This is a genomic window from Fusobacterium perfoetens, from assembly GCF_021531475.1.
GTDB lineage: Bacteria > Fusobacteriota > Fusobacteriia > Fusobacteriales > Fusobacteriaceae > Fusobacterium_B.
The window spans coordinates 1-20,631 of record NZ_JADYTX010000038.1; the positions used below are offsets into that span (position 1 = coordinate 1).

The window sequence follows — 20,631 nt, forward strand, 5'->3', positions numbered from 1 at the left end:
AATATAAAAATAGTATATTTAAAAAGTGAAAAGTTAGAAAAAATTATAGAAAATATTAAAAATAAAAAGAAAAATATTTTCTATAAAATTCTATATAATTTATTAATGAATTATGAAAAAATAGAAATGGCAAGAAATGTAAATAAATATATATCTCTTAATAAAGATGCTAAAATGTTTATAGATTATTCAGGAACGGCTACAAAATACATTTCTAAAATAAATATAGAAAGAAAAATTTATTGGAACCATCTTTCAATAGAAAAAATGAAGCCTTCTAAAAGAGTAAGAATGTTGAAAAGATTAAATAATTATACTCAAATAGTTGCTATTTGTGAAGAAATGGCTCAAGAGATAAAAACTATATTTCCAGAATTAGCTTATAAAGTAAAAGTAATTTATAATTTCATAGATGAAGAAAAAATTAAGTTAAAAGTGGAAGAGGATAAAAAATTAGAAGAAGAATTATTAAAAGAAAAATATTGCATTTCAGTTGGAAGATTAAGTGAGCCAAAGGATTATAAAACTACAATACAAGCTTTTAAAATTTTAAAAGAAAGAGGAATAAAAGAAAAATTATTTATTATTGGAGATGGAAATTTAAAAGAAAAATTAAATAAATTGATAAAAGAGTTAGATTTAGAAGGACAAGTATTCTTATTAGGAATGAAAGAAAATCCTTATTTATATATGAAAAACGCTGATATACTGATACACAGTTCTAGAAAAGAGGGATTTCCGATGGTTTTATTAGAAGGAATGTGTGTAGGTGTTCCAATAATTTGTTCAAATTTTAAAACGGGTGCATATGAATTAATAGAAAAAGAAAGAAATGGAGAAATATTTGAGATAGCTAATTACGAAGAGTTGGCTAATAAGGTAGAAAGTTTATTAAAGAATAATGAATTAAGAAAAAATTATATTGAAAAATCAAAGAAATTTACAGAAAGATTTTATATAGAAAAAATTATAAATAAATATAAGAATTTTATTGAAGAATTATAAAAAATAAAATATTTAAAATATAATCAGAAGGTAAAAATTTTGCTTTATAAAAAATTGTTATTTATATTTTTTTAAGGGGGAGAATATAATAATGAAAGGAATAATTTTAGCAGGGGGAAGTGGAACTAGACTTTATCCACTTACAATGGTAACTTCAAAACAACTTTTACCAGTTTATGATAAACCAATGATATTTTATCCATTATCAACTTTGATGTTAGCAGGAATAAAAGATATTTTAATTATTTCAACACCACAAGACTTACCAAATTTTAAAAAACTTTTAGGAAATGGAAGTCACTATGGAATAAATTTAAGTTATGCAGAGCAACCTAGTCCTGATGGTTTAGCAGAAGCTTTTTTAATAGGAGAAGAATTTATTGGAAATGATTCTTGTGCAATGATACTTGGAGATAATATTTTTTATGGAGCAGGGTTGTCAAAACATTTGAGAGGGGCTGAGTCAAAAAAAGTTGGTGCAACAATTTTTGGATATTATGTAAATGATCCAGAGAGATTTGGGATTGTAGAATTTGATTCAAACGGAAAAGCAATCTCAATAGAGGAAAAACCAGAAAATCCAAAATCAAATTATTGTGTAACGGGATTATATTTTTATGACAATAGGGTTGTAGATTTTGCAAAAAAGGTAAAACCATCTGAAAGAGGAGAATTAGAGATAACAGATCTTAATAAAATGTATCTTGAAGATGGAAATCTTAATGTGGTGACACTTGGAAGAGGTTATGCTTGGTTTGATATGGGAACTGTAGATTCGTTAGCTGAAGCAACAGAGTTTATAAAAGTCATAGAAACTCGTCAAGGAATACAAATTGCATCTTTAGAGGAGATAGCTTATCTTAATAAATGGATAGATAAAGAAACTCTTTTAGAATCAGCTAAAAAATATGGAAAATCAAATTATGGTCAATATCTTTTAAAGGTAGCAGAGAATAAAATAAGATATTAAAGAGAGAAGAATATGAAAGTAATAGAAACAGAAATTAAAGATTTGTATATGATAGAACCTCAAGTTTTTGGAGATAATAGAGGTTGGTTTATGGAGAGCTGGTCTCAAAAGAAAATGGAAGAGGCAGGTTTATTTTATAATTTTGTTCAAGACAGTCACTCTTTTTCTGAAAAAAAAGGAACTCTTCGTGGATTACATTTTCAAAAAGGTAGCTCATCTCAGGCAAAACTTGTAAGATGTGTAAGAGGAGCTGTTCTTGATGTGGCAGTAGATCTTAGAAAAAATTCAAAAACTTACAAAAAATGGGTTGGTTGTATTTTATCAGAAGAAAATAAAAAACAATTTTTAATACCTAGAGGATTTGCTCACGGATTTTTAACTTTGACTGATAATGTTGAATTTGTTTACAAAGCTGATAATTACTATGACCCACAATCTGATAGAAATATTATTTGGAATGATGAGGAAATAAATGTTGATTGGGGAATAGAAAATCCTATTTTATCAGAAAAAGATAAAAAAGCCCCAAAATTATCAGAAAGTGATGTGGATTTTTAAAATACAGGGGGAAAAATTTTGAATAGAGATTTGACAAAAGGAAATATCACAAAGACAATGCTTTTATTTGCTCTTCCTATGATAGCTGGAAATATTCTTCAGCAGTTTTATAATATAGCAGACACATTTATTGTAGGAAAATTTTTGGGAGCAGATGCTTTGGCAGCAGTAGGGTCTTCCTACGCTCTTATGATATTTCTTACATCTATTCTTTTGGGACTTTGTATGGGAAGTGGAGCTTTATTTTCTATAAGATTTGGAGAGAGAAATGAAGAAAAATTAAAATCTAGTATTTTTGTCTCATTTTTTCTTATTTTAGCCGTGACAGTTGTGATAAATATATTTTCTTTTGTATTTATTAATAAAATTATAAATTTTATGAGAATACCAGAAAATATTTTTAAGATAACTAAAGATTATCTTTGGATAATTTTCTATGGAATAGGTTTTACTTTTTTATATAATTTCTTTGCCTCTCTTTTAAGAGCTTTGGGAAATTCTGTAGTTCCACTTATTTTTTTAGCTATATCGGCTATAACAAATATAGTTCTTGATTTATGGTTTGTAATTGAGCTTGGCTGGGGAGTAAAAGGAGCTGGAGGAGCTACTGTTATTGCTCAAGGAATATCAGGAGTAGGAATTGCAATCTATACATATTATAAATTTTCGTGGATATTTTCAGGATTTTCAAAAAAATTTTTTAGTAAAAATATATTAAAAGAGATTTCTCAATACTCATTTCTTACTTGTGTGCAACAATCTATAATGAATTTGGGAATTCTTATGGTACAAGGTTTAGTTAATAGTTTTGGTACAGTGATTATGGCAGCTTTTACAGTGGCAGTAAAAATTGATTCCTTTGCTTATATGCCAGTTCAAGATTTTGGAAATTCTTTTTCAACTTTTATTGCACAAAATTATGGAGCAGGAGAGAGTAAAAGAATAAAAGAGGGAATAAAAAATGCTATTAAAGTCTCAACTCTTTTTTGTATTTTTATTTCTGGGGTTGTGTATATTTTTGCAGAAAAACTTATGTTAATATTTGTACAGCCAAATGAAATAGAAATTATTGAAGAGGGAATAAAATATCTTCGTATAGAGGGAGTATTTTATTGGGGAATAGGTTGTTTATTTCTTTTGTATGGATTTTTTAGAGCTATTGAAAAACCGGGAATATCTCTTATTCTTACAATAGTTTCTTTAGGAACAAGAGTTGTACTTTCATATTCTTTGGCAGGGATACCAGCTATAGGAGTAAAAGGAATATGGTGGTCTATCCCAATTGGTTGGATTTTAGCAGATGGAGTTGGATTTTTTTATTATCTAAAAAATAAAAGAAATCTTGATAAGAGAAAAGAATTGTAATTTTTGGTATTGGTGTTAAAAAATGCTGATACCATTTTTTTATTTAGATATTTTCAGTACTTTAATAACCGATATATTTCAATGTACCTCGCAACTTAGAAACATTTCATTTGAAAAAAAATCTAAATATGATATAATAATTACAATAGAACAAAAATAATAGAAGAAGGAGAAAATATTATGATAAAATATATATTATTATCATTACTCGCATATTTTGCTGGTTCTATCCCAAGTGGTGTTTGGATAGGAAAGACATTTAAAGGAATAGATATAAGAACAGTGGGAAGTAAAAACTCAGGGGCGACAAATGCTTATAGAAATTTAGGGGCAGTCTATGGGCTTATGACATTAGTGATAGATGCTTTAAAAGGTTATTTGCCACTTTTGATTTCTAGTAAAATGGGAGTATCTGAAAAATATATTGTTGTCATTGGTCTTATAGCGATACTAGGACATTCTTTTTCTTGTTTTCTAAATTTTAAAGGAGGAAAAGGGGTTGCAACAAGTTTAGGAGTATTTTTATTTTTAGCTCCAAAAGCTATTGGTATTGCCACACTAGGATTTTTAATAGTTGTTTTCTTCACAAGATATGTATCACTTTCTTCAATTACAGCAGCTATAATTTTGCCAATAATGACAATGATTCTACCTGCAAAAGATGGAGTGGACAAATTTACCCTATCAATACTTAGTGTTTTTATAGGGGTTTTCGTTATATACAAACACAAAACAAATATAACAAGACTTTTAAATGGAACAGAATCGAAAATAGTATTTAAAAAATAAAATAGGAGGTAGGCAAAATATAATTGCCTAAGGATTTTATGGAAAAAATAGTAGTAGTAGGATCAGGTAGCTGGGGGACAGCTTTAGCTTTGACACTGGCTAGAAAAAATTGCTTTGATGTTGTTATGTGGGAATATAACAAAGAATTAGCAGAAAAATTAGAAAAAACAAGAGAAAATGAACTTTTACCGGGGGTAAAATTTCCAGATAATTTACATGTAACAAACGAAAAAGAAAATCTTTTTAAAGATGCCAAAGTGGTTATATTTTCAATTCCATCACAAGTATTAAGAGGTGTTGTGGCTCAATTCTCTAATCAATTAAGAAGTGATCTGTTGATAGTTAACACAGGGAAAGGGTTAGAAATTTCAACAGGAATGAGACTTTCTGATGTTATAAAAGATGAGATTTTTGGTAAATATCATAATAATATAGTTGTACTTTCTGGACCAACTCACGCAGAAGAAGTAGCAATGGGATTACCTACTACGATAGTTGCAGCTGGAAAATATGAAAATGCTAAAAAAATTCAAGAGATTTTTAATTCAAAAGTATTCAGAGTATATGTAAATGAAGATATGATTGGAGTGGAACTTGGAGGAGCTGTTAAAAACTGTCTTGCTTTAGGAGCAGGGATTGCAGATGGAATGGGATTTGGAGACAATACAAAGGCTGCACTTATTACTCGTGGAATAAAAGAGATGATAAGATTTGGAGAAAAATGTGGAGCTAATCCAGAAACATTCAATGGACTTGCAGGAATAGGAGATTTAATAGTTACTTGTGCAAGTAAACATAGTAGAAATAGATATGTAGGAGAAAAATTAGGAAAGGGAGAAAAACTTTCTGATATTTTAAATGGAATGAAAATGGTAGCTGAGGGAGTACCTACTGTAAAAGCTGTGTATGAAAAGGCGAGAGAATTAAATGTTCCAATGCCAATAACAGAGGCTATATACAAAGTTATATATGAAGATAAAAAAGCTACTGAAATGGTAGAGGAGTTAATGACACGTGAATTAAAAGAAGAATTTTAGCTTGGGGTGGTACTAATGGAAGAAAAGGATCTAGTAGCTATTTATTTGAATGATATAAGGAAATATAAAATATTAACCAAAGAGGAAGAAGAGCAACTGCTTCTAAAAGTAAAAGCTGGAGATATAGAGGCAAAGAATAAATTGATTGTGTCAAATCTTCGTCTTGTTGTTAGTATTGCCAAAAGTTATTTGAATAAGAAGATGTCTTTGATAGATATGATTAGCGAGGGAAACATTGGACTTATTCACGCAGTTGAAAAATTTGATACGGATAAAGGATATCGTTTCTCAACATATGCTGTTTGGTGGATAAAACAGTCCATTAGTAAGGCTCTTATTAATAAAGGAAGGGAGATAAGAGTTCCGTCTTATAAATATGATCTTTATAATAAAATAAATAAATTTATTTTAGATGAGATGGTAAGAACTGGAGAATATCCCACAAATGAAGAGGTTGCTGAAAAATTAAATCTAAAACTAAAAACTGTGGAAGATGCAGGTCTTGATTTTCAAGAGATAATGTCTTTAAGTGAAGAAGTAGGAGAAAATATTTTCCTAGAAGATACTTTGGCTATCCAAGATAAAACAGATATAGAAAAAGATTTTATAAATAAAATGGGTAGAGAAAAAGTTAAAAATATGGTAAATGATCTTACTACTAGAGAAAGAGAGATATTAAAGAGAAGATATGGTCTTGATGGCTATGATATCCATACTCTTGAAGAGATAGGGGAAACTTTTAGTATAACTAGAGAAAGAGTAAGACAACTTGAGAAAAAAACATTGGAAAAATTAAGAAAAAAATATAGGAAAGATCTATACAATAATCTTTTTATTTAGAATTTGGGAGGAAGAATGTTTGTAAAGATAGATAGATTAGAATTTCTAAAAAAGTTAAGAATTGTTGAAAAGGCAATATCTGAAAATAAGGTAAAACCTATAATAGGGTGTGTGTACCTAAAGGCTAAAGATGGGAAAATAACTTTTTATGGAACTAATTTAGAAATAACAATGGTATCAACAGCTGAGGCTTTAGTATTAGAAGATGGAGTTGTGGCTTTTCAACCTCAACTAATAGATGAATATGTAAAAGAGCTATCTGAAAAAGAACTATCATTAAAAGTCCAAGGAAATGGGCTTGTGATAGAGACTGAAGATTCATCAACAGAGTTTTCTACAATGAATGCTGAAGAATATCCAAAGATTGAATATTCTTATGATGAGGCTGAAAGTTGGTTTACAATAGAGGGGCAAAGACTTTTAAGTGTTTTTGAAAAAGTAAAATATTCGGCAGCTACTGGAAGTGAAAATCTAGCAATGAATTGTATAAGATTAGAGGCTAGTGACAAGGTAGCAAGATTTATAACAACAGATACTTACCGTATGACTTATTTAGAGCAAGAGATTGATACAGATTGTAAATTAAATATAAGTATTCCTTTAAATTCTGCTGACGCTATAACAAAACTTTTAAAAGTAGAGCCATTAGAAACTATAAAAGTATTATTCAACAAAAATTATATTTATTTTATAAGTGGAGAGACAGAGATAATTTGTAGAATTATTGAGTTAACTTTCCCAAATTATAGAGGAATTTTAGAAGGAGCTACTTATAATAAAAAATTTATTATAAAGAATGAAGAGTTTTCTAAAATATTAAAAAGAGTTCAAATCTTTGTAAAAAATAATACAGATGCTAAAAATGGAGCGTTATTAGAATTTTCTGATAAAAGACTTTTGATAAGTGGTACAAGTAGTATAGCAAAAGTTGTGGAAGATATTAAGATAGACTATGAGGGTAGTCCACTAAGAATATCTTTAAATGTAAAATTCCTATTGGAGTTTATGCAAAACTTAGATAATGAGAAAAATATAATCATAGAATTAAAAGAGGCAAATAGCTCTGTAAAAATCATAGAAGAGGGAAATGATAAATATATATACATTGTTATGCCACTAGCTCTAAAAGATTAAGAATTGAAAAATAAAGGAAAGGGGAAAAACCTTTCCTTTTTTTTGTAAAAAAATTACACAAGAAATTGAAATAGCGATAAAAATATGATATAATTTGGTGTATAAAAAAAATTCTACATGGGGTAAAATTATGACCAAATTTTTTAAAAATATTATGACGAAATTGGTATATAATTATTATTTTGTATGTTATTTTTTTGAAGAGAAAATCTTAAAAGACCAAAAAGCTTTCAATAAATTTTCTTACAAATTAGTAAATTATAACAATAGAAGAGTTTTAAAAAATATCAAAGGGAAATCCCCTAAAAAAATTTCTATCTTACTACCACATTGTCTTCAAAATGAAGATTGCATATTCAAAATAACTTCTGATGTAAAAAATTGTAAAAAATGTGGGAAATGTAAAATGGGAGATTTCTTAGCTTTGAAAGAGGAATATGGTTTATCTGTAAAAGTGGCTACTGGGGGAACACTAGCAAGACTTTATCTTAAGAAAGAAAGACCAGATTTTATAATAGCAGTGGCTTGTAAAAGAGATTTAGTGACAGGAATATTTGATATGTATCCAATGAATGTTTATGGAATATTCAATATAATAAAAGACTCTCCTTGTGTAAATACAGATGTGGATATTAAGGAGATAAGAAAAGTCTTAAATAATGTTTTAAATAAAGGAGAGTGAAAACTTGTGAGAAAAAATGCTACAAAGATATTAATATTTTCTTTATTTATTAGCAGTTTAGCTTATGGTGGAATGAAAGAAGACATAATTTTTCTTAATGAGTTATATGGTCAAGGAAGATATGAGATGGCTATTCAAGAATCAAAAAAATTCTTAAATATCTATCCAAAATCAAAATATAACAAAGATTTATGTAAAAGAATTGGGATTATAAGCTATCTAAATGGAAACTATGAAGAGTCAAAAACTTATTTTAATAAATATATGACAGAGTATAAGATAAAAAAATCTGAAAAAAATGAGGCTTATTCATATCTTTACAGAATCGCTCTTTTAGAAAATGATAAAACAAAATCAGGTTATTATAAAAATATAATAAGATTAGACGAAGAAGTAAACGAGATGACAGACTACGAAAGTGGAATTATTCTTCTAAATAATGGAAGAAATGAAGAGGCACTAGCTCATTTTAACGAGGCAATTTCTTTACAAGGAGCAAACTTAGAAAATTCTTATCTTTATAAATCTTTGGTTCTTTTAAACCTTGGAAGACATCAAGAAGCTTTAAACTCTGTAAACGTATATAATAATATGAATATTAAAAATAAAGATTTACCACTTATAACATATCTTTATGGAGTTTTAAACTATAGACTAAACAATATAAATAAAGCTATTGAATATTTAGAATCAGGTTTAAAAAACTTTCCAAATGATTCTTATAGTCTAAAGGGAAAATTAGTTTTAATAGAGATATACTTAAATAGAAGTGAGGCAACAAAAGCTCTAAGACTTTATTCAACTCTTACAGATAAAGCTGATATAGTAAAAGCCTCAAAAGTTTTTGGAAGTTTCTTTATAACTAAGGGAGAATATACAAGAGCTATTGACTTCTTTGATAAGATACCAACTAAAGACCAAGGAACTCAATATGCTTATGCCTATGCTTATTTTAAAGAAAATAACTTCGATAGAGCAATCAAGGAATTTAAAAAGATTGACTCTCCAAAATATAAAACAGATGCACAATATTATGAGATTTTATCATATTACAATCTTAAAAATTATGCTGAGGTTTTAAAATATGAGCCAACTCTTAACGACTATCTAATGGACAGTAAAAAATATAATGATGTTAGAGTTGTATTTGCAAACTCAGCTTATGAGCTAGAAGAATATCAAAAATCTTATGATTATTACTGCGAAGTTTATAAAGATTACCCAGAGCTTGAAAATCTTTATAGAAAAATGGTAGTTGGAAGAAAATTAGATGATGATAAATTAATGGAAAGTATCTTGGCAGAGTATAAGGAAAAATATCCAGAGGATAAAACTTATAAAAAAGATATCTATACTCTTTTAGGAGAGTTCTATTATAAAAATAAAAATATGGCAAAGGCTGAAAATACTTATAAAGAGTTTTTAGCCACAGAAAATGAAGTTGGAATGACTAACAAACTGGTAGATCTTTTAGTAAATGAGAAAAAATATACTGAGGTTTTAGAATATCTAAATACTTTAGAGCCAACAGATGACAATGAGTACCTAAAAGGTATTGCTTATATGGGAATAGGAAACTATCCAAAAGCTAATGAGTTTTTTGGGGAACTTAATAAAAAAGAGGGAATAGACCCTAAATTAGATGAAAAAGTAAGATATTCAACAATAAAAAATAATTTCTTATGGGAAAAATATCAAACAGTTTTAACTGATGGTAGAGCTTATATTTCAAATAAAGAGGCTTATAGAATAGATGATATTATAGATATTATTGGTATCTCTTATTATAGAATGGAAAACTTCAAAAGAGCTAGAGAATATTTTACAATCTTACAAAAATATAGAGGAAGATATTCTTATGCTAAGTATCAAATAGCTGATACATATTTTGCTGAGAAAGATTATGTAAAAGCTCTAGAGTTATTCCAAGAAATTGGAAATGATAAAAAATATCAAAAAGATTATAGAGAGGGAGCAAACTATTGGAAACTTCAATGCTATTTATCTCTAAATCAAGTTGATAAATTCTTGGGAGAGAGTGAGATTTTTGCTAAGACTTATCCAAAATCAACATATATGAAAAATCTTATGATAATAAGAGGAAAGGTATTAGTTGAAAAAGGAGATATGTCTAAAGCTTTGGAAGAATATAAAAATCTATATGCTAAGATGACTAGCAAAGATGAAAAAGATTCTACATTAGAGAAAATAATTGATATTACTCTTCTATCAAATGATAAGAAAGAGGCAAAAGTTTGGATAGATAAACTAAACGATACTTATAAAAAAGCTTATTACAGTTCAGTTTATTATAGAAGTCAAGAGATGTTTGACGAGGCTAGAAAGTCAGAAAAAGTTCTTCTTAAATCAAAAGATTATAAAGATTATGCTTTAAAAAATCTAGCTGATGACGAATATTCAAGTCAAAAATATAAAGAGGCTTTAAAATATTATCAAGATATAGACAAATTAGATATAAGTTCTTATAAAGACTATGCTCTATATATGATTGGAAATATATATACTAAAGAAGGAAAACTTGGTGAGGCTGAAGTAACTCTTACAAAAGTATTTGTACTTTATCCACAAAGTGATTATGTAATACCAGCTCAAATAAAATTAGCTGAAGTTTATGAAATGAATAAAGATTATAAAAAAGCTGTATCTGCTTATGAAGAGATAGACAGAAATCCAAAAGCTAGTGAGTATCACGAATTTATTTTAGAAAAACTATTATATATAAGTTTACAACAAGAAAATAAAGAAAATGTTGTAAAATATTATGATGAGTTAAGTAAGATAAATAAATTGTCAGCTGATAAATACAAAGATATAGTTGATAAAATCAAAGTTTTAGAAAATGAAGTTGAAGTAGAAGGAGAATCTTCTGAAATCGAGAAAGCTGAGATGTCAGTAAAAGAGGATATACAATCTAATGAGATAAAATCAGAAGTAAAAGAAGTACCAGTTGAAACTAAAGAAGTAACTGAAACAAAAAAATAAAAACTTAAGGAAAAATAAAAACGGAGGTAAGGAATGAAAAAAACTGTTTTATTATTAATGTTAGCAATGAGTTTAGGAGTTTATTCAGCAGAAAATCAGGTAGTTCAACAAAGCAATGTTTTAATAGACAAAGAGGTTACTGGAGTAAATAAAGATACTCTAGAAGTTAGAGAAATAAAAGAAGAGGGGCTAGAGTTAGAACAAGAAAAAGTAGACGCTACAAGACTAAATGTATCTAACAAAAAATTAAAAGAGGAAAAAGAAGCTAATTTATTAAGAGAAGATGAAAAATTAAAAAAAGAATTATCTGGAGATGTTGAAAAAGAATCATCTATTTGGAAAGTTATATTAGGAATATTAGCAGTAGCTGGAATAGCAGTAGCTTTATAATTAGGAGGACAATAGAAAATGTATTGGATAGAAAAAGGTGGAATATTGATGTACTTCATAGCAGGTATGTCTATTCTAGGAACAACAGTTATTATTGAGAGATTTTTTTACTTTATTTTATCAGAGAGAAACAAATTTGATGATATAAGAGATAGGTTTCAAAAATATTTAGAAGAAAATGATATAAAAGGTGCTATTGAATTTTTGGGAAATTCTAAATCTGCTAGTGGTAGAGTTGTAAAAGATGTATTAGCTATCTGGGCAAAAACAAAGACAGCTAATATAACTACTTTAGAAGAAAAAGCTAGAGAGTCAGCTCTATCAGAAATAAGTCGTCTAGAAAAAAATATGTGGGTTTTATCAATGGTAGCTCACGTAACACCACTTTTAGGACTTTTAGGAACAGTTACAGGTATGATAAAAGCTTTCCAAGCAGTAGCAATTCACGGTACAGGAGATGCAGCAGTTTTAGCAGAAGGAATATCTGAGGCACTATTTACAACAGCTGGAGGATTATTTGTAGCAATTCCTGCTATGATAATTTACAACTATTACAATAAAAAAATCGATAATACTATTAATGATATGGAAAAAGCAAGTACAGAGGTTATCAATTACTTTAGGAGATAGGTTATGAAAATAGAAAGATATAGAAGAAGAAATAATCAAAATATTATTTTAGAAATGACTCCTCTTATAGACGTTGTCTTTCTTTTATTGATATTTTTCTTGGTAGCGACAACTTTTGAAGATATTGATACAGGAATAAAAATTGATTTGCCTCAATCTACAATTAGAGAGGTAAAAACAGTAAAAGAAGTACAACTTAGCTTGACAAATTCAAAAGAGATTTTCCTAAAATACCAAGATGGAAAAGAAAATAAAAAAATTCTTATAAAGAAAGCTAACTTAAAGAGAGAGTTATCAAAAGTGTTAGCTGAATCAGAAAATAAAGCTGTTGTAATAAGTGGAGATAAAACACTTGATTATGGATTTATAGTGGAAATTATGACTCTTTCTAAAGAGGCAGGTGCAGAGCAACTAGATATAGATACAGTATTTCAAAAATAGGAGTTGAGTGTTGTGGGAATTAAGAAAAATGATTTTTTATCTTTTATTGTAGCCTCAGCTCTTAATATAGGACTTATACTGATATTGCCTAGTTTACAAACAGAAGATGTAGGAGATAAGAAGTTAAAAGTTGGTCTTGTAGCCTTAGAAAAAGAGAAAACATATTCTAAAGCAAATAATAAGACTCTTCCAGCAAAAGAAAAGACTGAAAAGAAAGAGATAGTAAAAACAACTACTGATAAAGTTATAGAAAATAAAGTAGAAGTTAAGAAAGAGAAAAATTTAAGTCTTGTGGAACTTTCAAAGTCAATACAAGCACCATCTTTTGAAATTATTTCTACTCAAAAGGAAAAAACTTTCAAGAAAAATAATCAATTAGAAAATGCTGCAATGTCTTATAAAAAAGAGCTTAAATATGAGAGAGAGGACAATCCTGGATTAGAAAAAGAAAAATCTGTTTTTAGTGACTCAAAAATAATAGATAAAATTATGTCTAATACAGAAGATGAAAATTTAACATTAAATTCTGATAAAAATCTTTCTTTTGAAAATATAAAAGTTGATAAAGGAAGAGTGGAAGGATTACCTAGTGGATATAAATTAGGACTTGAAGATGGAGATATTATTGCTAGATGGGATTCTTCCAATAAAGAACCTGTTTATCCAGAAAAAGCGGAACTTAGAGGATTACAAGGAACTGTAAAAGTAAGACTTGATGTAAATGAAAAGGGAGAAGTCCTAAGCCTTACAATTATAAAAGGAAGTGGAGTTCCTGAGATAAATAGAGCTATAGAAAATATTGGACGTACTTGGAAAATATACTTAAGTAAACATGGACTAAGAATAAAAGGAAAAGTTATATTAGATTATACTTTCAAATTAAAAGGAGTATAATAAAGGAGAGAAAGCAGATGAACATATTAGGATTTAGAATAGAGGTTGAACTAAAGGAAAAGCTAGAAAATAATATAGATAATGAAATCAAAGTTGTAGAAAATGTAACTGATTTTATAGAAGCTTTAAAAGATAGAAGATATGAATGTGTATTGGTAGAGGAGATGCAACTTCCTGTTGATACTTTGATAAATATTATAAAAAAAATAGAGGAATTTCAAAAGAAAGCTGTTATAATAGTTTTAGGTCAAAGTTCAAACTTAAAAGTTGTAGCTGGAAGTATTAAGGCAGGGGCTTATGATTATATTTTAAAGCCAGTTGAAACTGATGAGATAATAAAAATTATAGAAAAATCTGTAAAAGATCATAAACTTATGGCAGAGAGAGTGGATAAAAATAAAAATACTGGTGAAAGACTTATCGGACAAACTAAAGAGATAGTTGAGGTTTATAAAAAAATAGGAAAGGTTGCTATAAGTAGAGTTCCAGTTCTTATAGTTGGAGAAAAAGGAACAGGAAAGAAAAGTGTAGCCACTTCTATTCATCAATTTAGTGATTCTGCTAAAAAACCTTTCATTAGTATCAACTGTACATCTTTCCAAAATTCTTTATTAGAAAGAAGATTGTTTGGATATGAAAAGGGAGCTTTTGAGGGAGCTATATTCTCACAAGCAGGAGATTTGGAAAAAGCTAACGGTGGAACACTTCATCTTGGAAATATAGAGTTTTTAAACTTAGATATTCAATCAAAAATACTTTATCTATTACAAGAAAAAGAGTTCTTTAGAATGGGAGGAGCAGACCCAATAAAAACTGATATAAGAATTATTGCTACAACTAGTGCAAACTTAGAAGAGGCAATCACAAATGGAACTTTTATTGAAGAACTTTACCATAAATTAAAAGTTTTAGAAATAACAATTCCACCTTTAAGAGAGAGAAAAGATGACATTCCATTTATAATAGATAAATATTTAGCTGAGTGTAATGCTGAGCTTAATAAAGCTGTAAAAGGTGTTAGTAAACCAGCTATCAAAAAAATTATGAGATACGATTGGCCAGGAAATGTAACAGAACTTAAAAATGCTATAAAATCAGCAGTGGCTCTATGTAGAGGAAACTCAATCCTTGTGGAAGATTTACCAAATAATGTATTAGGAAATAGACCTGTTAAGAGAAAGGGAGATATTCAAGACTGGATTTTAGCAGACTGGATAGAGGGAGAGATTTCAGCTTTCCAAGCTAGTGGAAAAGGTGCTTATTACGCAAATGTAATATCAAAAGTAGAAAAAGAACTTATAAGACAAGTTTTAGAAATAACTAGTGGAAAGAGAGTAGAAACAGCAGAGATTTTAGGAATCACAAGAAATACTTTAAGAACTAAGATGGGAAATTATGAGTTAGAATAATTTTCCTATGGGAGATAAACTATGCATATGACACTTTATAGAAAATATAGACCTAAAACTTTTGAAGAAGTGGCAGGAGAATCTGATATAATAAAAACTTTAAAAAACTCTTTGGATAATAATAAATTAGCTCACGCATATCTTTTTAATGGTCCAAGAGGAGTTGGTAAAACAACGTCAGCAAGACTTATAGCTAAAGGTGTAAACTGCTTGAAAAATGGTATAAGCAGTACACCCTGTAATGAGTGTGAGGCTTGTAGAGAAATAGACAGAGGAAGTTTTATTGATTTAATAGAGATAGATGCTGCTTCAAACAGAGGGATAGATGAGATAAGAGAACTAAAAGATAAGATAAATTATCAACCCTCAAAAGGAAGAAAAAAAATATATATAATAGATGAAGTTCATATGTTGACTAAAGAGGCTTTTAACGCTTTACTAAAAACTTTAGAAGAACCACCTGAACACGTAATTTTTATACTTGCTACAACAGAGCCAGATAAAATACTTCCAACAATAATCTCAAGATGTCAAAGATATGATTTTAAAACTTTGAGCTATCAAGAGGTAAAAAATAAACTTTCTGATATTTGTGAAAAAGAAAATATAAAGATAGATGATGGAAGTTTAGAGATAATATACGAAACTTCAGGAGGAAGTATGAGAGATGCTATCTCTATTTTAGAGAGAGTAATCATATCAAATCTTGGAGAGAGTATAACAGAGGAATCTACAAGTAAGACAATAGGAATTACACCGAAAAGTCTTTTAAGAGATTTTTATGATATAATAAAGAGAACATCTTTACAAAAGGGTGTGGAGTTTTTAGAAAAACTTTGGATAGAATCAATTGATATTGAGAAATTTTTTAAAGATTTTGCAAAATATATAAAAGATGAAACTTTTGCAGGAAATATAGAAGTCAGTCAAGGATTAAAAATAATCGGAGGAGTTTTTGATAGCCTAAATAAATTTAAGTATGAAGAGGATAAAAGACTTCTTGGGTATGTGGTGTTAAATACTATAATAAACACTCAAAAAGAGGTAAAACAAGAGATAATTTATAGGGAAGTTCCTGTGGAAACAAAATCTGTAACTGATGGAGAAGAAACACAAGCTAAAAAAATATCTATTACTTTAGAAGAGGTAAAATCTAAATGGAACGATATTTTAAAAATGGCAAAAGATGAAAAACCTACATATAAGGCTTTTCTAGCAGATGCTTTTCCTATGAAGTTACAAGATGATGAGCTTTGTATAGGATTTAGAGAGAATGAGTTTTCTAAGGAACAAATGGAATCAGATTATTATAATCTTCCATTCCAAGAGATAGTTCAAAAGGTTATGAATACCCAATTAAAACTAAGTTATTTCTTTAAAAAGGATAGAAAAATTGACGAAAAAAGAAATGAGAATATGACTAAGGATATCTTGGCATATTTTTCAGAGGAGTAGAAAATAGATGAGATTAAGTGAGAGATTTGAAGTCATAGAGGTATTAAAAACAGTGGCAGTTTCTTTTTTAATATTTAATGTGGCGATGATATTTCCTCTAACAAGTTTTATATTCCCAGTGTATAAAATAAGAGCTAATCAAAAATTAAATCAAAAACAAATATTCATAGTGAATACAGCTCTATTTTTACTTATAGGATTTGTTAGTAAAATGACACTTATGCTTTATGTATCTTTATTTTTGGTAATAGAGGTTTTTTATTATATGTTTGAAACTCTTCAGACAAAAATGGAAATAAAGATTTTTGATAGAATAATAATTACAAGCATAGTTTCAACAGTTTTGATGATATTATTCTTAGGGCAAGCTAGTGACACATTGGAAGTACTTAAAAAAACTATAACTGATGTATATACTAATCAATATGGAATAAGTCAAAGGGACTTAAGTATGATATTTAATTATGCAACAAAATATAGAATATTCCTATTATATATTTATACAGGAGCTATTGCATATTTTTCATATTTAATTCTTAAGAAAAAAGAGTATAAAGATTGGAAAATATCTTATCAATGGATAATTATTTATATAATTGCGTTTTTTGTAAGTAGATATGCTAGCTTTGGAAAAGTAATAGCTGTAAATACTTTGGCAATTTTAAAAATATCTTATGCTTTATACGGAATAAAGTTGATTTATAATCTAATTAATAGTAAAATAAATAATAGCATAATAAGTCAAATGGGAGCTCTAGCTGTGGGATTCTATTTTTCAGGAATTACTTTTATTATAGGAGCGTTAGAGTGCTTTGATTTTATAAAAATACATATAGTGAAATTAAACAACGGAGGAAAAAGATAATGGCAAAAATACAAGTTATTTTAACACAAGACGTAGCAGGACAAGGAAGAAAAGGGGATTTAATATCTGTATCTGACGGATATGCTAAAAACTTTATATTAAAAAATAATAAAGGGATAATTGCTACTGCTGAAGAATTAAAAAGAATAGAAAATCAAAAGAAAAAAGATGAAAAAAGAAATGAAGAAGAAAAACAAAAAGCAATCGCTTTAAAAGAAAGATTAGAAAAAGAAAAATTAGTTATCGAAGTTAAAGTTGGAGAAAATGGAAAATTATTTGGTGCTATAACAAATAAAGAAGTTTCAGCTGAATTAGAAAAAAAATTCAATGTAAAAATTGACAGAAAAAAAATAGATTGTAGTATAAAAGCATTAGGAGAACACAAAGCAGTTTTAAAATTACATCCAGAAGTTAAAGCTGAAATGACTGTAGTAACAAAAGGATAGAAATGGAAGATAAAAAAGAATTATTTAAAACTGTTCCAAGTAGTATGGAGGCAGAGAGGTCTGTACTAGGAGGGATATTTTTAAAACCAGATGCTTTTGGAGAAGTCATAGGAGTTGTAGGAAGAGATGATTTCTATAAAGTAGCTCACAGATATATTTTTGAGGCTATGAGTGAATGTTATAGCAATCAAGAGAGTATTGACCCAGTTTTGATATTAGAAAAACTTAGAAAAATGGGAAAATGTGATGAGATTAACGGCGAAGAACTTTTGATGGAGATAATCAAAGGTGTACCGACAGCTGCTAATCTTATGTCCTATGCAAAAATAGTTAAAGAGAAAGCACTTCTTAGAAAACTTGGAGAGGCTGGAACAAAAATTGTTGAGATGGCTTATGATGGTTATGAAGATGCTGATATGATTTTGGATAAAGCAGAGGGTTTAATTTTTAAAATAGCTGAAAATAAAGACTCTAAAGATATAGTAAATATAAGAGAGGCTATAACTGAGGAGTTAAAAAGATTAGAAGTTATAGTAAAAAATAAAGGTGCAACAACAGGAATATCTTCTGGATTTAGTGTTTTTGATGAAAAAACAAGTGGATTTCATCCATCTGATTTGATAATATTAGCTGCGAGACCTTCTATGGGAAAAACAGCTTTTGCATTAAATATAGCTCTTACAATGGCAGCTAGAGAGGAAAAGGGAGTTTTATTATTCAGTCTTGAGATGTCTAGTGCTCAACTTTTACAAAGACTTTTGGCTATTCAATCAGGTATAGGACTTCAAAAAATAAGAAATGGATTCTTAACTGATGACGAATGGGGAAAAATCGGTATAGCTTGTGGACAACTTTCTGAGGCAAAAATCCACATTGCTGATACTCCAAGTGTAAATGTTCTTGAGATAAGATCAATAGCTAGAAAATTAAAAGCTATGGGTAGACTTGACGCAATAGTTATCGACTATCTTCAACTTATAAAAGGAACAGGAAAAGGAGATAACAGACAACAAGAAATATCAGATATTTCTCGTTCATTAAAAGGAATTGCAAGAGAACTTGACGTGCCAATAGTAGCACTTTCTCAACTTTCCAGAGCTCCAGAACAAAGAGCTGATAGAAGACCGATGCTTTCAGACTTGAGAGAATCAGGAGCTATCGAACAAGACGCCGATATGGTAATATTTTTATACCGTGATGATTATTATAATGAGAATACTGATGAAAAAGGAATTACAGAAGTAATCATTGGTAAACAGAGAAACGGACCAGTAGGAACTGTCAAACTTAGATTCTTCCACGAAATAACTAAGTTTGGTGATTATACTACTAAGATAGATTAGTTTTTAAATTTTTTTAATAGAAGGAGATATAATGAAAAAAGTAGAATTACTAGCTCCAGCAGGTAATATAGAAAAAATGGAGATGGCTTTTCACTATGGTGCTGATGCAGTATTTTTAGGAGGAAAGGCATTTAACCTAAGAGCAGGGAGCAATAATTTTTCTGACGAAGAATTAACAAAGACTGTTGAGTATGCTCACAGCCTTGGAAAAAAAGTTTATGTTACATTAAACGTAATACCACATAATGAAGAATTAGAAGATTTACCAGAATATGTAAAATTTTTGGAAAGCATAAATGTTGACGGAGTTATAGTTGCTGACCTTGGAGTTTTCCAAATAGTAAAACAAAACTCAAATCTTTCAATAAGTGTAAGTACACAAGCAAGTAATACAAACTGGGTATCAGTTAAAGCTTGGAGAGATATGGGAGCAAGAAGAGTTGTTCTTGCAAGAGAAATCTCTTTAGAAAATATAAAAGAGATAAAAGCAAAAGTTCCAGATATTGAGATAGAAGTATTTATCCACGGAGCAATGTGTATGTCTATTTCTGGAAGATGTCTTTTAAGTAACTATATGACAGGAAGAGATGCAAATAGAGGAGACTGTGCTCAATCTTGTAGATGGAGATATTCTCTAATGGAAGAAAAAAGACCGGGAGAATATATGCCAGTATTTGAAGATGAACATGGAACATTTATCTTCAGTTCAAAAGATCTTTGTACTATAAGAATGATAGATGAAATCTTAGCAGCTGGAGTAGATTCATTAAAAATCGAAGGAAGAATGAAAGGAATATATTATGTAGCTAATGTTGTTAAAACATATAGAGAGGCTATTGATAAATATTATGCTGGAAATTATTCTTTTGAAGAAAAATGGATAAAAGAATTAGAGTCAACTTCTCACAGACTTTATACTGAAGGATTCTATCACGGAAGACCGGGAGCAGAGGCTCAAAACTACAACGATAGAAACTCTTACAGCCAAACTCATCAACTTGTAGCAAAAGTTATAGACAAAATCGGAGATAATCAATATATCTTAGCTATAAGAAATAGACTTGAGAGCGGAGAGGAGTTAGAAGTAGTTACTCCAAAATATGATCCAAGAAAAATAACTCTTCCAACAATGACTTTAATAGGAAAAAATGGACACGAAGAGGAAACAACAGTTGCAAATCCAAATTCCGTTGTAAGAATAACTCTTGATGAAGATATGGAAGTATTGGATATGATAAGAAGATACAAAGAAGAGGCATAATAAAAATATAAAATAAAAAAATAAAGGGATTGTTATGTAGTGAACCCATTTTCTTAGACATATATTTTAATTGTTGATTAATAAGGATTGATTCCTGTATGATGCAGGAGTTAA

20 protein-coding genes are annotated in these 20,631 nt (G+C 28.8%); all 20 read left to right on the plus strand.

What is annotated here, in order from left to right; all coding sequences use genetic code 11:
* Positions 1 to 1,005 (plus strand): glycosyltransferase (locus I6E15_RS08360; protein ID WP_235247367.1); only part of this gene is annotated, 1,005 nt, incomplete at its 5' end.
* A gap of 91 nt (positions 1,006 to 1,096) precedes the next feature.
* Entirely contained in the window at positions 1,097 to 1,975 is an 879-nt protein-coding gene (gene rfbA / locus I6E15_RS08365; protein ID WP_235247368.1) for a glucose-1-phosphate thymidylyltransferase RfbA, read from the plus strand.
* A gap of 12 nt (positions 1,976 to 1,987) precedes the next feature.
* Positions 1,988 to 2,533 (plus strand): dTDP-4-dehydrorhamnose 3,5-epimerase, encoded by a 546-nt coding sequence (gene rfbC, locus I6E15_RS08370; protein ID WP_235247369.1) that lies wholly within the window; start codon positions 1,988 to 1,990, stop codon positions 2,531 to 2,533.
* An 18-nt stretch (positions 2,534 to 2,551) separates the two neighbouring features.
* Positions 2,552 to 3,898: an MATE family efflux transporter gene (locus I6E15_RS08375; RefSeq protein ID WP_235247370.1), complete on the plus strand. Its 1,347-nt coding sequence runs from the start codon at positions 2,552 to 2,554 to the stop codon at positions 3,896 to 3,898.
* 183 nt (positions 3,899 to 4,081) lie between these two features.
* Positions 4,082 to 4,687, plus strand: coding sequence for a glycerol-3-phosphate 1-O-acyltransferase PlsY (gene plsY / locus I6E15_RS08380; protein WP_235247380.1), 606 nt, complete (start codon positions 4,082 to 4,084; stop codon positions 4,685 to 4,687).
* 23 nt (positions 4,688 to 4,710) lie between these two features.
* Complete coding sequence (locus I6E15_RS08385; protein ID WP_235247371.1) at positions 4,711 to 5,724, plus strand: NAD(P)H-dependent glycerol-3-phosphate dehydrogenase; 1,014 nt, start codon at positions 4,711 to 4,713, stop codon at positions 5,722 to 5,724.
* Positions 5,725 to 5,739: 15 nt separating this feature from the next.
* Positions 5,740 to 6,564: a sigma-70 family RNA polymerase sigma factor gene (locus I6E15_RS08390; protein WP_177161852.1), complete on the plus strand. Its 825-nt coding sequence runs from the start codon at positions 5,740 to 5,742 to the stop codon at positions 6,562 to 6,564.
* A 15-nt stretch (positions 6,565 to 6,579) separates the two neighbouring features.
* A complete protein-coding gene (dnaN, locus tag I6E15_RS08395) occupies positions 6,580 to 7,698 on the plus strand; it encodes a DNA polymerase III subunit beta (RefSeq protein WP_235247372.1) in 1,119 nt (372 codons plus the stop codon).
* A 130-nt stretch (positions 7,699 to 7,828) separates the two neighbouring features.
* On the plus strand, positions 7,829 to 8,380 hold the full coding sequence (locus tag I6E15_RS08400; protein WP_177161850.1) for a DUF116 domain-containing protein: 552 nt from the start codon (positions 7,829 to 7,831) through the stop codon (positions 8,378 to 8,380).
* A 6-nt stretch (positions 8,381 to 8,386) separates the two neighbouring features.
* Entirely contained in the window at positions 8,387 to 11,383 is a 2,997-nt protein-coding gene (locus tag I6E15_RS08405) for a tetratricopeptide repeat protein (RefSeq protein WP_235247373.1), read from the plus strand.
* Positions 11,384 to 11,416: 33 nt separating this feature from the next.
* Positions 11,417 to 11,773 (plus strand): hypothetical protein, encoded by a 357-nt coding sequence (locus I6E15_RS08410; protein ID WP_177161848.1) that lies wholly within the window; start codon positions 11,417 to 11,419, stop codon positions 11,771 to 11,773.
* An 18-nt stretch (positions 11,774 to 11,791) separates the two neighbouring features.
* Positions 11,792 to 12,403 carry a MotA/TolQ/ExbB proton channel family protein gene (locus tag I6E15_RS08415; RefSeq protein ID WP_235247374.1) on the plus strand — a complete coding sequence of 204 codons (612 nt, stop codon included), beginning with the start codon at positions 11,792 to 11,794 and terminating at the stop codon, positions 12,401 to 12,403.
* A 3-nt stretch (positions 12,404 to 12,406) separates the two neighbouring features.
* Positions 12,407 to 12,844, plus strand: a complete 438-nt coding sequence (locus I6E15_RS08420) for an ExbD/TolR family protein (RefSeq protein ID WP_177161846.1) — start codon at positions 12,407 to 12,409, stop codon at positions 12,842 to 12,844.
* 12 nt (positions 12,845 to 12,856) lie between these two features.
* Positions 12,857 to 13,738, plus strand: a complete 882-nt coding sequence (locus I6E15_RS10270; RefSeq protein WP_235247375.1) for an energy transducer TonB — start codon at positions 12,857 to 12,859, stop codon at positions 13,736 to 13,738.
* 17 nt (positions 13,739 to 13,755) lie between these two features.
* Positions 13,756 to 15,147: a sigma-54-dependent transcriptional regulator gene (locus tag I6E15_RS08430; RefSeq protein WP_235247376.1), complete on the plus strand. Its 1,392-nt coding sequence runs from the start codon at positions 13,756 to 13,758 to the stop codon at positions 15,145 to 15,147.
* Positions 15,148 to 15,168: 21 nt separating this feature from the next.
* Positions 15,169 to 16,602: a DNA polymerase III subunit gamma/tau gene (gene dnaX / locus I6E15_RS08435; protein WP_235247377.1), complete on the plus strand. Its 1,434-nt coding sequence runs from the start codon at positions 15,169 to 15,171 to the stop codon at positions 16,600 to 16,602.
* Between the two features lie 7 nt (positions 16,603 to 16,609).
* Complete coding sequence (locus I6E15_RS08440) at positions 16,610 to 17,467, plus strand: hypothetical protein (protein ID WP_235247378.1); 858 nt, start codon at positions 16,610 to 16,612, stop codon at positions 17,465 to 17,467.
* On the plus strand, positions 17,467 to 17,913 hold the full coding sequence (rplI, locus tag I6E15_RS08445) for a 50S ribosomal protein L9 (protein WP_177161841.1): 447 nt from the start codon (positions 17,467 to 17,469) through the stop codon (positions 17,911 to 17,913). Before I6E15_RS08440 ends, rplI begins: the two co-directional genes overlap by 1 nt.
* Before the next feature lie 2 nt (positions 17,914 to 17,915).
* Complete coding sequence (gene dnaB / locus I6E15_RS08450; RefSeq protein WP_235247379.1) at positions 17,916 to 19,256, plus strand: replicative DNA helicase; 1,341 nt, start codon at positions 17,916 to 17,918, stop codon at positions 19,254 to 19,256.
* A 31-nt stretch (positions 19,257 to 19,287) separates the two neighbouring features.
* On the plus strand, positions 19,288 to 20,517 hold the full coding sequence (locus I6E15_RS08455; protein WP_177161839.1) for a peptidase U32 family protein: 1,230 nt from the start codon (positions 19,288 to 19,290) through the stop codon (positions 20,515 to 20,517).
* Positions 20,518 to 20,631: the final 114 nt, after the last annotated feature.